General features: G+C 70.3%; 14 protein-coding genes. 4 read left to right on the forward strand and 10 right to left on the reverse strand.

Annotation, left to right across the window (positions count from 1 at the left end; genetic code table 11):
- The coding region (locus ACTWQA_RS39280; protein ID WP_443164012.1) for an amidase family protein at positions 1-199 on the reverse strand (199 nt) is incomplete at its 3' end.
- A gap of 40 nt (positions 200-239) precedes the next feature.
- Entirely contained in the window at positions 240-941 is a 702-nt protein-coding gene (locus tag ACTWQA_RS39285) for a hypothetical protein (protein WP_443164013.1), read from the reverse strand.
- Positions 942-1,602: 661 nt separating this feature from the next.
- Here ACTWQA_RS39285 and ACTWQA_RS39290 point away from each other — a divergent pair.
- Positions 1,603-2,670 (forward strand): alpha/beta fold hydrolase, encoded by a 1,068-nt coding sequence (locus tag ACTWQA_RS39290; RefSeq protein ID WP_443164014.1) that lies wholly within the window; start codon positions 1,603-1,605, stop codon positions 2,668-2,670.
- Positions 2,671-2,765: 95 nt separating this feature from the next.
- On the opposite strand, the gene ACTWQA_RS39295 is transcribed toward ACTWQA_RS39290, so the two are convergent.
- The 7 genes from ACTWQA_RS39295 to ACTWQA_RS39325 all read right to left on the reverse strand — a co-directional run bounded on the left by ACTWQA_RS39295 (position 2,766) and on the right by ACTWQA_RS39325 (position 8,821).
- Entirely contained in the window at positions 2,766-4,115 is a 1,350-nt protein-coding gene (locus tag ACTWQA_RS39295; protein WP_443164015.1) for an amidase, read from the reverse strand.
- Positions 4,116-4,157: 42 nt separating this feature from the next.
- Entirely contained in the window at positions 4,158-4,952 is a 795-nt protein-coding gene (locus ACTWQA_RS39300; RefSeq protein ID WP_305920443.1) for an amino acid ABC transporter permease, read from the reverse strand.
- On the reverse strand, positions 4,949-5,617 hold the full coding sequence (locus tag ACTWQA_RS39305) for an amino acid ABC transporter permease (RefSeq protein ID WP_305920444.1): 669 nt from the start codon (positions 5,615-5,617) through the stop codon (positions 4,949-4,951). Before ACTWQA_RS39305 ends, ACTWQA_RS39300 begins: the two co-directional genes overlap by 4 nt.
- 4 nt (positions 5,618-5,621) lie before the next feature.
- The gene (locus ACTWQA_RS39310) at positions 5,622-6,449 is read right to left on the reverse strand and encodes a glutamate ABC transporter substrate-binding protein (RefSeq protein WP_443164016.1); all 828 of its coding nucleotides are present in this window, start codon (positions 6,447-6,449) and stop codon (positions 5,622-5,624) included.
- Positions 6,450-6,458: 9 nt separating this feature from the next.
- Complete coding sequence (locus ACTWQA_RS39315; RefSeq protein ID WP_443164017.1) at positions 6,459-7,202, reverse strand: amino acid ABC transporter ATP-binding protein; 744 nt, start codon at positions 7,200-7,202, stop codon at positions 6,459-6,461.
- 102 nt (positions 7,203-7,304) lie between these two features.
- Positions 7,305-8,138 (reverse strand): glutamate ABC transporter substrate-binding protein, encoded by an 834-nt coding sequence (locus ACTWQA_RS39320; protein ID WP_443164018.1) that lies wholly within the window; start codon positions 8,136-8,138, stop codon positions 7,305-7,307.
- Positions 8,135-8,821, reverse strand: coding sequence for a response regulator (locus ACTWQA_RS39325; protein WP_327582477.1), 687 nt, complete (start codon positions 8,819-8,821; stop codon positions 8,135-8,137). Before ACTWQA_RS39325 ends, ACTWQA_RS39320 begins: the two co-directional genes overlap by 4 nt.
- Positions 8,822-8,989: 168 nt before the next feature.
- Between ACTWQA_RS39325 and ACTWQA_RS39330 the strand changes: the two genes are divergently transcribed.
- Positions 8,990-11,857 (forward strand): response regulator, encoded by a 2,868-nt coding sequence (locus ACTWQA_RS39330; RefSeq protein ID WP_443164019.1) that lies wholly within the window; start codon positions 8,990-8,992, stop codon positions 11,855-11,857.
- Positions 11,858-11,896: 39 nt separating this feature from the next.
- Here the strand turns inward: ACTWQA_RS39330 and ACTWQA_RS39335 are convergent, their stop codons facing one another.
- Positions 11,897-12,337: a hypothetical protein gene (locus ACTWQA_RS39335; RefSeq protein ID WP_443164020.1), complete on the reverse strand. Its 441-nt coding sequence runs from the start codon at positions 12,335-12,337 to the stop codon at positions 11,897-11,899.
- 70 nt (positions 12,338-12,407) lie between these two features.
- On the opposite strand from ACTWQA_RS39335, the gene ACTWQA_RS39340 reads away from it, so the two are divergent.
- Positions 12,408-12,758: a hypothetical protein gene (locus ACTWQA_RS39340; RefSeq protein WP_305920451.1), complete on the forward strand. Its 351-nt coding sequence runs from the start codon at positions 12,408-12,410 to the stop codon at positions 12,756-12,758.
- Positions 12,758-13,636, forward strand: a complete 879-nt coding sequence (locus ACTWQA_RS39345) for a WXG100-like domain-containing protein (protein ID WP_327582474.1) — start codon at positions 12,758-12,760, stop codon at positions 13,634-13,636. The genes ACTWQA_RS39340 and ACTWQA_RS39345 overlap by 1 nt, the downstream gene beginning before the upstream one ends.
- Positions 13,637-13,641 lie beyond the last annotated feature (5 nt).

Consider the following 13,641-nt stretch of genomic DNA (forward strand, 5'->3'; position numbering starts at 1 on the left):
GCCGCGCGACGCACTCGGCGTCGGCCTCCGCGACGTGGCCGGCGAAATGCCGCGACCCCATCGTCACCCGTAGCCCGGCGATCATGATGAGGTCCTTCACCGCGACCGGAATGCCGTGCAACGGCCCCCGACCCGTGCCCGCTCCTCGCCCGCTCGCCGCGCGGCCGGAAACGGAGGCTGGGCAAGTGAAGGCCCGCACCCCATCCAGTGGGTGCGGGCCCGTGTGGCCGGATGGCCTGTCACGTCTTGCGGCCGGTTTTGCTGCGCGTACGGGACGTGCCGGCCTTCTCGGTCTCCTTGGCCGGCCTTCCGATGGGAGATGGCTGCACCACCGATTTGCGCCCCTTCCTCACGGGAGCGCCGGCCGGTGACGGCTTGACGACGGAATCCTGTCTGCGGCCTGGGGCTCTGGCCGCCGCGGCGGGCTTTCGCTGCGCCACCGCCGAGACCTCCTCGAGTTCGTGGGCGGCCTCCCGGCTGAAGGTGCTGACGATCTCCCGGCCGCGGACGGCCAGGTCGTCGTAGACCTTGGCCACCCGGTCCACTGCGGTGTCGAGGTAATTGCGAGCCTTGGCGGGCAGGTCCCGGGTGATCGTCTCGGCGGTCTTGCTCGGCAGGGTGCGGGCGGTTGCGGGGACATTGCGGGAGCGCATCTTGCGCCACTGGTCGGCCGCGTAGCCGCCGGCGCCCGCCACTGCGCAGAACGGCTTGGACTCGGCGATCCTCTTGACTTCTTTGGAGAGGGTCATGGGCCATTTCTCCTTGTATCTGGTGCGGTAGGGCCGCTCAAGCGGTGAAGCGCCGCCGCGCCGGGCAGGCCGGCCCCGATGTGCTGCTCTGGTCAGCGCGGACTTGGCGTGGTCTTCCTTGTGGAAGGACTCGTAGATGTCGATCAGCATCTGGCGTTGCCGCGTGGTGATGCTGACATCGGTTTTGATCACCCGCCACGTGTGACTGCCGGCGCCGGGGCATTCGCCCTCTGGCGCACGGCCTGCGCAGAACACGCTCGATCCAGGGCGCGGCAGAGCCGGCCACCGGGCTGACGATCCGGCGCAACGAGATCAACGCCTGCTCGCGCATGAACATCCCGATCGAGGTGGTGATGGGCAACGCCGTGGCTCCCATGCTTGGCCGAGGTGATCGCTGTTGCGTGGCATGCCATGGAACTCCCAGCCGGCGACAGCACTCGTGGAGGACGGACCGGCGCAGCGCCCCAGACTGTCGGCATGCCGCGACCGCACCGGCGCCCCCCGTCTCGACCCGTGCCCCGCGCAGGGGCCCGCAAGTCTGATCCGCGGCCGATTTTGCTGCCTAGAGCAGGTATTTCAACCTTTCAAAGGCAATCGTCCTGGCACGCTCGGGTCGCGCCCCGTGGGGGACAGACGAGGGCGTCAACTGCGGGTGACGTCAGGTGCCCAAAACCATGGAGATGGCCATGATGTCGGACCAGATCAGTCAAGTCTTGGGGTGTAAGTCCGATTCGGGGGCATAAGTGAAATTGGAGAAGGATGCTTCTAGAGCGGACCGCCGCACCACCTCCAGCCGATCATTCTGATCATTGCCACAAGCTCAAGTCACTTAGCAGGGACAAACGAGTACCCTGTGGAGAAGGCGCACCGTGACAAGGGGGTCCGGGAAGCCATGTGGAAGGTTCCGCCGACGGTGGCGAACGGGTTCGACGCCGTCACAAAGCTGGGCGGCGTCCTGCAATCCGGGATGCGCACGGCAGCCGAGCTCTGCGTAGAGGCGAGCAGGCAAGCCGGTTCGATGCTGCCGGTGACCAACGGCCATCATGACCGGGATCCAGCGCCTGCCGAGGCACCATGTTTCGTACGAAGCCGCCCGAACGGGGTGGCTCCGATCACCGTGGCCTACGAGCGGCAGGGGGCGGGCGAGCCCGTGGTCTTGCTGCACGGAATCGGGCAAGACAGGCATGTCTGGGACCAGATGATTCCTTTGCTCGGAGCCGAACGCGAGGCGATCACGCTGGATCTGCCGGGTTTCGGACAGTCTCCCGACCTGTCCGCCGACGTGCCGCGTGACCTGCCGACCATGGTGTCGGGGCTGGGCGCGGTGTTCAAAGCGCTCGGCGTACGGCAGCCGCATGTCGTCGGCCATTCGCTGGGCGGCCTGATCGCGCTACGGCTGGCCCAGGCCGGGCTGGTACGCAGCGTCACCGCGCTGGCGCCGGCCGGATTCTGGAACGAGGGCGAGCGACGCTACGCCTTCGCCGTGCTGGCCACCGCACGCCAGCTCGCCCGGCTGCCCGACACCGTCGTGGAACGGATGGCCGGCACGGTCGTGGGACGGGTGGCCCTGACCGGCATTCTGTACGGAAGCGCCGATGGGTGCCCGCCCGGCACCCTGACGGCCTGCCTGCGCGCGTTGCGCCAATCGGTGGCCTTCCAGGCGACCTTGCGCGCTGGACGGGCACCGGATCTGTTCAACGGCACCATTGCCGGCATACCGGTGACCATCGCTTGGGGGACGCATGACCGGCTCCTGCCCGACCGGCAGGCGGCCCGGGTCATGGCGATGATCCCTGAGGCGCGGCTGGTCCAGCTGACGGGATGCGGGCATGTTCCGATGAACGACGCCCCGGAACAGGTCGCCAAGCTGATCCTGCGCAGCACCGCCGCCAGCCGCAACGGCTCTCAACGAGTAACGTGAGGACCGCGCCCGGGCTTGACCGTCCTGACCACCGGTCGCCGTCGCCTTCCGCCTCGGCCATCGGACCGGCCTGGACACCGCTATCCTCGTACCGCTCAACCCTGCCTCAGGGCTGACCTGATCGCACGGGCGGCTTCGAAGAGCACTGGCTCCCGGCCGAGGGGGCAGACGAGCTGCAGCCCGACCGGAAGGCCGTCCACCGTACCGGCCGGGATGGTCAGTGCGGGCAGGCCCAGCACGTTCCAGGGGCTGGTCAGCGCGAGCAAGGCAGCGCGGACGGCGGCCGGTCGGCCGTCGATCTCGGTCTCGCGCAGGCCCAGCGGCGGGGCGATGATCGGCACGGTCGGCAGCGCAAGCACGTCGTGGCGGTCGAACAACGCGTCCACGGCCCCGGCGAGAGCGGCCCGGGCGTCCATGGCGCGGACGTATCGCCAGCCGGGCACCTCCGCGGCCACACGCAGGCGTTCGAGCACCTCGGAGTCGAACAACTCGGGCGCGGTGGCCAGGCGGTCGGCGTGCACGGCCGCCGTCTCACAACTCTGGATGGTCGTGTACGTCTCCCGCAGCGTGTCCGCGACGCCCTCGGGCAGGCGCACCTCCTCCAGCGGCCCGGCCGCCGCGTGCACCGTCCGCACCACCCGAGGATCGCCGGGGAAGAGGCCGTCGGGATCGAGCCAAGCCACGCGCACGCCGCCATCCTCGCGACCGGTCGGCCCGGTCAGGCAGGTGTAGGCCAGCAGGCAGTCCTCCGCGCTGCCCGCCAGGACGCCGACGTGGTCGAGCGTCCGCGACAACGGGAACACGCCGTCGGCCGGGATCGCACCGTACGCGGGTTTGAAGCCGGCCACACCGCACAGCGCCGCCGGAATCCGGACGGAGCCACCCGTGTCGGTCCCGAGCGCGAGCGGCACCAGCCCCGCCGCGACCGCCGCCCCGCTGCCGGCGCTGGAGCCGCCCGTCATACGGCCCTGATCCCACGGGTTGCGCGCGGGCCCGGACGCGGAGCGGTCACCCGTCGGGCCGTAGGCGAACTCATGTGTCGTGGTCGTGCCCACGATGACGGCGCCCGCCCGGCGCAGCCGCGCGACGCACTCGGCGTCGGCCTCCGCGACGTGGCCGGCGAAATGCCGCGACCCCATCGTCACCCGTAGCCCGGCGATCATGATGAGGTCCTTCACCGCGACCGGAATGCCGTGCAACGGCCCTCGATCCGTGCCCGCCGCCAGCTCCTCGTCCGCTCGCCGCGCGGCCGCCTGGGCGCCGGCGGCGTCCATCGTCACGAAGGCGTTGAGCGCCGGGTTGAGCGCGGCGATCGCGTCGAGCGCCTGCTCGACCAGCTCGGCCGACGTGGCGCGGCCGCGGCGGAGGTCGTGAGCGAGATCGGCGACGTGACGACCGGAGAAGGGGCCAGGTGAGCCGGCGAGCGGGCCGGGGGTGAGCGCCATGGGATCATTGTCCTCGCCGACGGCGGCAACGGGGGTCGCCGGTCACGCCGCGCCGAGCCGGTGGGCCAGCCGATCCAGGGACACGTTGATCAGGATGAAGATGGCCGCGATGAGGATCGCCGCCGGGATGACGTTGGAGAAGTTGGCCGCGATCCCGTTCAGCCCGCGGTCGACCAGCTCGTCGTAGCCGACGATGAGCCCGAGCGCCGAGTCCTTCAGCAGCACGATGAACTGGCTGACCAGGGCGGGCATCATCGCCCGCAGCGCCTGCGGCAGCAGCACGAGCCGCATGACCTGCCCCTTGCGCATGCCGACCGCGTACGCCGCCTCCCGCTGCCCCTTCGGCAGGCTCTGCACGCCGGCCCGGATGATCTCCGCGATCACCGAGCCGTTGTAGAGGGTGAGCCCGAAGACGACGGCGGCGAAGGCGGAGATGTTCACGCCGATGAGCACGAACGAGCCGAAGAAGGCGAAGAAGATCAGCAGCAGCAGCGGGACGGCGCGGAAGAACTCCACCACCATGGCCGCGGGCACCCGGATCCACCGATGGTCGGACATGCGGGCGGTCGCGAACACGATCCCGAAGAGCCCGGCCAGCACCACGCCCGCCACGGCCGCGCCCAGCGTCCCCGCCAGGCCGGGCAGGATGAACGTGGCCCACACATCGCCTCTCAGCAGCGGCAGCCATTTCTCGGCCGCCCACTGCTCCTTCTGGTCGAAGCGCACGTACACGACGTACGCGATCGCCAGCAGCACCAGCGCGACGACCGCCGCCAGCAGCCGGTTGCGGCGGATCCCGCGCGGCCCCGGCGCCTCGTACAGGTTGGCGAAGCTCATCGGGCCACCGCCATCCGCTTCGACAGCCAGCCGAACAGCAGCCCCATCGGCAGGCACAGCAGCACGAACCCGGCCGCGAAGCCGAGGAAGATCTCGATCACCTGGTCCCCGTACGTCTCGATCATCTCGCGCATCCGCACGGACGCCTCGCTGACGCCCACCACCAGCGCGATCGTGGTGTTCTTGGTCAGCGCGATGAGGATGCTGCCCAGCGGCGCCACGACGGCGCGGAACGCCTGCGGCAACGTGATCAGCCGCAGCGTCTTGACGAAGCCCAGCCCCAGCGACCGGGCCGCCTCGGCCTGCCCGACCGGCACCGTGTTGAGGCCGGAGCGCAGCGCCTCACAGATGAACGCCGAGGTGTAGGCGGTCAGCCCGATGACCGCGAGCCAGAAGTTGTTGGTCGCGATGTCGTCGGACAGCTCGACGCCGAGGTTGGCGCCGATGCCGAGGCCGGTGAACAGCAGCACCAGCGTGAGCGGCGTGTTGCGGGCCACCGACACGTAGACGCTCGCGGCCCCGCGCAGGGAGGCCAGCGGGGCGACCCGCATGGCGGCCAGCACCGTCCCCAGGATCAGGGAGCCGAGCGCGCTGATCGCCGTCAGCCGTACCGTCATCCAGAACGCGGCCAGGATGGTGTCGCGTTCGAAAAGCAACGCTTCCATAGGATCAGTACCGCTCCAGCTGCGGCGCCTGTGGCAGGGCGAAGCCGGAGGCGCCCACGCTGGCCTGCAGCGCCTTCGTCCAGCTGCCGTCGGAGAACATCTTCTGCAGCGCGTCGTTGACCGCCTTGCGGCCGGCGGTGTCGTCCTTCTTCAGCCCGATGCCGTACTTCTCGGTGCTGAACGGCTTGCCGACCACCTTCAGCTTGCCCGCGTGCTGCGCGGCGTAGCCGGCCAGGATGACGTTGTCGGTGGTGATGGCGTCGAGCTGGCCGCCGAGCACCCGGTCCACGCACGCCGAGTACGTCCGCTCCTCCTGCAGCTGCACTTCCTTGGCGTACTCCGTCTTGACCTTCTGCGCCGGGGTCGAGCCGGCGACCGAGCAGAGCTTCTTGCCGTTGAGCGCCTCGGGGCCGGTCAGCGCCGCCTCGTCCGCCCGGACGAGCAGGTCCTGCCCGGCCACGAAGTACGGCCCGGCGAAGGACACCTTCTGCTTGCGGGCGTCGGTGATCGAGTACGTCGCCACGACCAGGTCCACCTGGCCCTGCTCGATGAACGCCTCCCGGTTGGCGGAGACGGTCTCCTTGAACGTGATGTTCGCGGGGTCGACGCCCAGCTCGTTGGCCACGTATTTGGCGACCTCGATGTCGAACCCGGCGAACGCGCCGTCCGGCGTGCGCAGTCCCAGACCCGGCTGGTCCGCCTTCACCCCGATGACCAGCTTCTTGTCGTTCTTGGCCTTGTCCACGACGGAGGCGTACGACTCCGACCCGCCGCCGCACGCGGTGGTCGCGACCATGACGGCGAAGACTGCGAAAAGGGATCTTCCAAACACGGGGGCTCCTTAGTGAGTGAGGATCTTGGCGAGGAAGGACTGGGCGCGCTCGCTGCTCGGCGCGCCGAAGAAGCCGTCGGGGCTGTCCTGCTCGACGATCTCGCCGTCGGCCATGAAGACGACCCGGTCGGCGGCCCGCCGGGCGAAGCCCATCTCGTGGGTGACGACGACCATGGTCATGCCCTCGCGGGCGAGCGAGGTCATCACCTCGAGCACCTCGTTGACCATCTCCGGGTCGAGTGCCGACGTCGGCTCGTCGAACAGGATCACCTTCGGCTCCATGGCCAGCGCGCGGGCGATCGCCACCCGCTGCTGCTGCCCGCCGGACAACTGGGCGGGGAACTTGGCCGCCTGGCCGCCGATGCCGACCCGGTCGAGCAATTCGCGGGCCTTGCGCTCGGCCTCGCCCTTCGGCTTCTTCAGCACGTGGACCTGCCCGAGGACGACGTTGTCCAGGACGGTCCTGTGCGCGAAGAGGTTGAACGACTGGAAGACCATGCCCACCTCGGCCCGCAGCCGGGCCAGCGCCTTGCCCTCGGCCGGCAGCGGCGTGCCGTCCACGGTGATCGTGCCGGAGTCGATGGTCTCCAGCCGGTTGATCGCGCGGCACAGCGTCGACTTGCCGGCTCCGGACGGGCCGATGATCACGACGACCTCGCCCCGCCGGACGCTCAGGTTCACGTCCCTGAGCACGTGGTGCTCGCCGTAGCGCTTGTTGACCTGGTCCAGGACGATCAGATCCGCCTGGCTCATGCGTCACGCTCCTTGCTGTCTGTCAGCGTTGGCGTAACCGTAGGAGCCGTATATGGCGCGAAAAGGCTTGTGATCGTTCTGCTCAGAAGTTAGCGATATTGGTCAGCGGCGAGCAGGTTTGGACTGGTCGGACGTCGCCCCGGAGACGCCGATGGTGTCCCGGTAGGCCCGGTCCCACTGGCCGTCGGCCAGCCAGCGGGCGATCAACCCGTTGAGGTAGTCGCGGAAGACCGTGTCGTGCTTGCGGATGCCCATCCCGTACGGCTCCTTGCCGAACGGCTTGCCGACCAGCCGCAGCGCGCTCGGATGCTGCTCCTGCAGGCCGAGCAGGATGGTGTCGTCGGTGCTGATCGCGTCGACGTGGCCGGCCAGCAGCGCCGGCACGCACTCGCTATAGCCGTCCACGATCGCCAGGTTCTCGCGGGACAGCTCGCCGAGCAGCCGCTCGACGGACGTGGAGCCCTTGGCCGTGCACACTTTCTTGTCGGCGAGATCCGACACGTCGTCGATACGGGTGTCGGCCGCCCTGACCAGCAGGTCCTGCCCCGCGTAGTAGTAGGGGTCGGTGAAGGTCACCAGCTGGGAGCGGGCCTCGGTGATCGAGTACGTGGCGATGACGAGGTCCACGACCTGCTGGGCGATGAAGTTCTCCCGCTCGCGCGAAACCGTCTCGACGAAGCGGATGTTGCGCTCGCTTCCGGTCAGGTCCTTGGCCACCAGCCGGGCCATCTCCGCGTCGAACCCGGTGATCCGCCCGGTCGCCGGGTCTTTGTAGCCGAACATCGGCTGGTCGAACTTGATGCCCACGACGAGCACGCCGCGGTCCCTGATGCGCGCCATGGTCGAGCCCTCGGGGAACGCCGCCGCCTCGGAGCTCGCGCAGCCCGCGGGCAGCAGGCACAGCAGCACCACGAACAGGGTGCGAAGCCTGGTCACCGCGACCGGTACCGGTGCTGCGGTCGGCCGGTCGGCCCGTACCGCGGCCGGGCCTCCACCAGGCCCCGGTCGGCCAGATGCTCCAGGTAGCGGCGGGCGGTGGCGCGGCTGACGCCGATCGAGGCGGCCAGCTCGTGCGCCGACACGTCCTCCTCGACCTCGGCCAGCGCGTCGAGCACCGCCTGCTCGGTGGCCGCGGAGATGCTCTTCGGCCGGTCCACGTGGTCGATGTGGAGCAGACGGAAGATCCGGTCGATCTCCTGCTGCTCGGCGAACCGGCCGCCGGACTCCAGCTGCGCGGCCGTGGCCGCGTACCGCAGCAGCGTCTGCTCGAGCGTGCCGGCCCTGGTCGGCTTGACCAGGTAGTAGAGGGCGCCGCGCTGGATGGCCGCGCGTACCGTCGCCGACTCCTTGCGCCCGGAGATCACGATGACGTCGGCCGGCGGCTGATCGGGCCGGCGCAGCCGGTGCGCGACCTCCAGGCCGGGCAGGTCCGGCAGATGCAGGTCGAGCAGAACCAGCCGTGGCGCGAACCGGGCCGCGGCCGCCAGCGCCGCGTGCCCGCTGTGCGCGATTCCCACCACTCGGAACCCGAGGACCCGGTTCACCTGCGCCTGCAGCGCGGCGGTCACCACCGGGTCGTCGTCCACGATGAGAACGGTGATGTCCCTGGATACAGGCATCGCCACACTCCTCGCTTCTACTGACAGCGGTTCTGAGCAGCTTAGGAGGCTTTTGTTAATTAAGATCGACTTTAGCGCATTCTGCTCACGGCGATCCTCCCACGCGCGCCCGATCCCTCCTACTCTGTACCCGAGTGACAGGCTCGAGCGACAGGGAGACGGACGCCGGTGAGATGGCTGCTCGCGGTGACGGCCCTGTGGACGCTGCTCGGGCTGCTTCCCTTGGCGCTGCTGACTGCCTCCAGCATCTCCCTGACTGAGCAGGCGGTACGCGACGAGGTCACCGACCGGGTCAAGACCACCGCGTCGGTCAGCAGGGTCGTGGTGGACCAGCAGATGGGCTCGCTCAAGCAGCTCGTCAGCGCGTTCGCCCAGCAGCCCCGGGTGCGCCAGGCGGTCGAGAACGCCACCGCCGCCACCCTGCGGGGCTACCTCGGCGAACTGAAGCAGATGCGCGACGGCGTCAGCGGCCTGATCCTCATCTCCCCTGAGGGTGACATGCTGGGCGCCGAGCCGCAGAGCGCCCTGCCCCAGGACATCGGCAACACCGACTGGTACCGCGCGGTGCGCGACCAGCGCCAGCCGTACGTCTCGCAGGCCTATACGCCCACGATGCGCGACCTGTCCCGAGCCGTCGCCGTGGCCGTGCCCATCCCGAGCGCTGACGGCAAGCGCATGATCGGCATCCTCACCGTGGTCTACAGCCTGGACGCCATCCAGCGGTTCGCCAAGGACGCGGCCGAGGCCCAGGACATCCGGCTGCTGATCACCGACCAGGCCGGCGTGCTCGTCGCCGACCCCGGCAGGCAGCTGTACGCCCTCACCTCCCTGCGCGAGGACCCACGGGTGGACGCGGCGTTGATGGCACGCAGGTGGAACGGCCCCTTCCACGGCATCGACGGCACCGTGTTGTCGGCCTCCGAGCCCATCCCCGGCGTCGGCTGGACGGTGACCGCCGAGGTCGCCGCCTCCGAGGCGCTGGCCTCCGCCGAGAAGCTGCGCGGCAACGTGATGACGGTGGCGGCCCTGCTCGCCCTGCTCATCCTCATCGGCCTGGGCATCCAGATCCACACCACGCGCGGCCGCCGCCGGGCGCAGGCCACCCTGGCCAGGTACGCGGCCGAACTCGCCGACGCCAGGGACGAGGCGGTCCAGGCCTCCAGCGCCAAATCCGAGTTCCTGGCCAAGATCAGCCACGAGATCCGCACCCCGATCAACGGCGTGCTCGGCATGAACTCGCTGCTCATGGGCACCCGGCTGGACGACGAGCAGCGCTACTACGCCACCACAGGCCAGGAGTCGGCCCAGAACGTGCTGCGCCTGCTCGACGACTTCCTCGACCTGTCCAGGATCGAGGCGGGCCACCTGCAGGTCGACGCGGCGCCGTTCGACCTGCCGCGGCTGTGCGACGAAGTGGTGGCGCCGCTCGCGCCGCTCGCCTACGAGCAGGGCCTCTGGCTCACGCTCAGGCTCGACGAGCACGTCCCACGGCAGGTGGCGGGCGATCCCGCGCGGCTGCGGCAGATCCTCACGAACCTGATCGGCAACGCGCTGAAGTTCACCGTCCAGGGCGGCGTCGACCTGCACGTCACGCTGCACGAGGGCGAGCCGGGCAGCTCGCGGGTGGTGCTCGGGTTCGCCGTCTCCGACACCGGCATCGGCGTCGGCCCCGACGACCGGGAGCGGGTCTTCGGCGTCTTCCGCCAGGTCGACTCGCCCATCACGCGCCGGACCGGCGGGAGCGGCCTCGGCCTCGCCATCTCCAGGCAGCTCACCGAACTCATGGGCGGGGAGATCGGCCTCGACAGCGTGGAGGGAGTGGGCAGCCGGTTCTGGGTGCGGCTGCCGGTGGACGTTCTGATGTGGTCCGAACCAGGGGCCGGGGCGCTGGAGGGGCGGCGCGCGCTGGTCGCCGACCCGCGCCCCGAGGACCGGGCGCTGGCCGGGCGCTACCTCTCCGACGCGGGGCTCTCCGTGAAGGAGACCAGGGACGCCCGGTCCGCGCTGGCCTGCCTGCACGACGCGGCGGCCGGCGGCAGCCCGTACGAGCTGGCCGTGGTCGCGCTCGACCTCGGCTCCGGAGAGCTCGGCCCCGGAGCTCTCGGCGCAGCCCAGGACGGCGAGACGCTCGCGCACGCCATCCTCAGCGACCCGCTGCTCCAGACCACCAGCGTCGTCGTGGTCGTCACGCCGGGCCGGGCCCGTTTCGCCTGGCCGTCCGCCGGGGAGCGGCCCGTGCAGTCGATCACCCGGCCGCTCAGCCGGCGCCGCCTGCTCGCCGCCGTGGAGAACGCCCTGGGCACCGCCGAGTGCTCCGGGGAGCCGCGCGAGGGCACGCCGGTCGCCGCGGGCGCCGCCGAGGGCGTGCGCATCCTGGTGGCCGAGGACGACGAGGTCAGCCGTCAGGTGGCCATGCTCGTCCTGCGGCAGGCCGGGCACGAGGTGGACACCGTCGAGGACGGCGAACAGGCGGTGCGGGCCGTGCTGGCCGGCGGCTACGACCTGGTGTTCATGGACTGCCAGCTGCCCGTGCTCGACGGGCTGGCCGCGACCGAGGAGATCAGGGGCCGCGAGGAGGCACGTACCCCGATCATCGCGATGACCGCGGCGGCCATGCCGGACGACCGGATCCGGTGCCTCGAAGCCGGCATGGACGACCATCTGGCCAAGCCGGTGGACTGGCCGCGGGTGCTCGCCAGGATTCCGGAGTGGGCCTCCTACGCCGGTCTTCCGCCCGAGCTGGCGGGCCTGTCGGCGGAGGCGGTGGCGGATGTCGCGCAGGCGTACCTCGCGACCGCTCGGCGGACGTTCGAGGATCTGCTCCGGGCGGCGCGGGACGGGGATCTGCCGGAGGTGGCGGCGCTGGCGCACCGGCTCAAGGGCAGCTGCGCGACCGTCGGGGCCGGGCGCGAGGCCGCGTTGTGCCAGCGGGTGGAGGAGCTGGCGCGGGCGGGGCGCGTCGAGGAGGAACTCCTCGAGGACCTGGACGAGCTGCTCAGGGAGGCCCCTGAGTGGATGAACGCGCACCAGTCCTGATTTAAACGCCACGGTTAACACTGGGGAAATTTGTCGGTGTTAACATCCTGATGTCATTGTTACTGGTGGTTTTGTAGTGAGTGGAGGGTTAATGGCGGATTCGTCCGATGGGCCGAGCCCCGTGACCGGTCCAGGCCCTACGGCGACGACGACCGCCAGCCCTACGCCCACGCCCACCCCGACGTCCTCGGCCACCCCGACGCCCACCGGCACTCCGAGCCCGACGCCTTCAGGGACGCCGAGCCCGACACCCTCGGACACGCCGAGTCCGACACCCTCCGGCACCCCAAGTCCGACGCCTTCGGGGACGCCGAGTCCGACGCCCTCCGGCACCCCGAGCCCGACGCCTTCGGGGACGCCGAGTCCGACGCCCTCCGGCACCCCGAGCCCGACGCCTTCGGGCACGCCAAGTCCGAGCCTGTCGGAGACGCCGGCGCCCAGCCCGACCACCCCGGCACCGACGCCCACCTCTTTCCCCACGGCGGAAGTCCCGCACGTTCCCGACGACCGGAGCCGGGAGCCGGGCCCCGCGCCGAACTCCGGCCAGGGGGTGCTGATCGACTGGACGTCGATACGCGAGCTGGCCAGGCTGTTCGACAAGACCGGCGACGACGTGGTGGCGCGGCAGCGCGCCTCCACGTCGCTGGCCGGCACCTCCGGCCTGGTCGGCGGCGACGACGACGGCCGGCGCTTCGCCGAGTGGTACGCCGACGGCTACGACTCCCTCACCGGCGCCCTGCGCCGCATCGCCGACAAGAACTTCACGTGGGCCGGCAACCTGCGTGACTTCGACAAGATGTGGGACTACCTGGAGCAGCAGATCATCAACACGCTCCCGAAGATCCCGGACATCCCGGACGCGCCGATCCCGCAGGCCCCGCCACGCAAGGAGGGTGCCTGATGTTCGACCCCTTCCAGGCCCTCGCCTGGTTCGCCGGCGTGTACGTGCCTGAGGCCGACTCGTCCAATTTGCGAGCCCGCGCCCGGGAGCTGCGCGAGTTCGCCGACTCCATCGGTGAGCTCGCCCGCCAGACCGAGACCGGCGTCGCCGCAGTACGCAAGGCCAACGACAGCCAGGCCGTGTCCCGGTTCGCGGACGTGTGGCCGTACGAGCTCGCCCCCCGCTACGCCGCGCTCCAGGAGGAGCTGCGCGAGCTGGCCGACGGCTGCGACGACTACGCCAACGCCGTGGACGAGCACCGGGAACAGCTGTGGATCATCGGCACCATGCTCGCCGCCATGGCGTTCACGATGATGTTCGGCTTCGTCTACCCGGCGGCCCGGGAAGCCGCCCTGAGGGCCTTCCGGTACCTGCAGGCCAGGGCCAGGCTGGAGCGCACGATCTTCCAGAAGACCGTCCAGTGGATCCTCCAGTACCGGATCGGCAAGCGTAAGGTCGGCGAGTACCTGGTGCGGGAGGGCCTGGACGCGGTGGCCGACTCCGTGCTGTGGACCGTGCTCAAGACCGGCGTGCACGCGGCCAGCTCTGCCGCGACCGGCCAGCCGATGGGCAACCTCTGGGCGTACGCGGGCAAGCATTTCGCCGCCGAGATGGCCTACAACGGCGGCATCAAGGCCCTGAGCGACGTCCGCAAGTTCATCCCGAAGACGCAGCTCACCGAGACGCTGCTGGGCGCGGGCCCGGCGGGCAAGTTCTTCCGCCGCACGCTGTCGGCCGCCACCATCTACCCGCTCGTCGCCAGCGGCGGCTTGTCGGACGAGGGCGCGCTGCGCTCAGCCCTGGCGCACGCCCCGAGGGCGTTCATCTTCAAGCGCTGAAGTAA

The organism is Nonomuraea sp. 10N515B, assembly GCF_052245915.1.
Classification (GTDB): Bacteria; Actinomycetota; Actinomycetes; order Streptosporangiales; family Streptosporangiaceae; genus Nonomuraea.

Excerpts from the sequence above, each read along its gene's own strand:
- ACTWQA_RS39345 (WP_327582474.1), top strand. The coding sequence starts at position 12,758 with ATGTTCGACCCCTTCCAGGCCCTCGCCTGGTTCGCCGGCGTGTACGTG.
- ACTWQA_RS39300 (WP_305920443.1), bottom strand. The coding sequence starts at position 4,952 with ATGAGCTTCGCCAACCTGTACGAGGCGCCGGGGCCGCGCGGGATCCGC.
- ACTWQA_RS39315 (WP_443164017.1), bottom strand. The coding sequence starts at position 7,202 with ATGAGCCAGGCGGATCTGATCGTCCTGGACCAGGTCAACAAGCGCTAC.
- ACTWQA_RS39325 (WP_327582477.1), bottom strand. The coding sequence starts at position 8,821 with ATGCCTGTATCCAGGGACATCACCGTTCTCATCGTGGACGACGACCCG.
- ACTWQA_RS39305 (WP_305920444.1), bottom strand. The coding sequence starts at position 5,617 with ATGGAAGCGTTGCTTTTCGAACGCGACACCATCCTGGCCGCGTTCTGG.
- ACTWQA_RS39295 (WP_443164015.1), bottom strand. The coding sequence starts at position 4,115 with ATGGCGCTCACCCCCGGCCCGCTCGCCGGCTCACCTGGCCCCTTCTCC.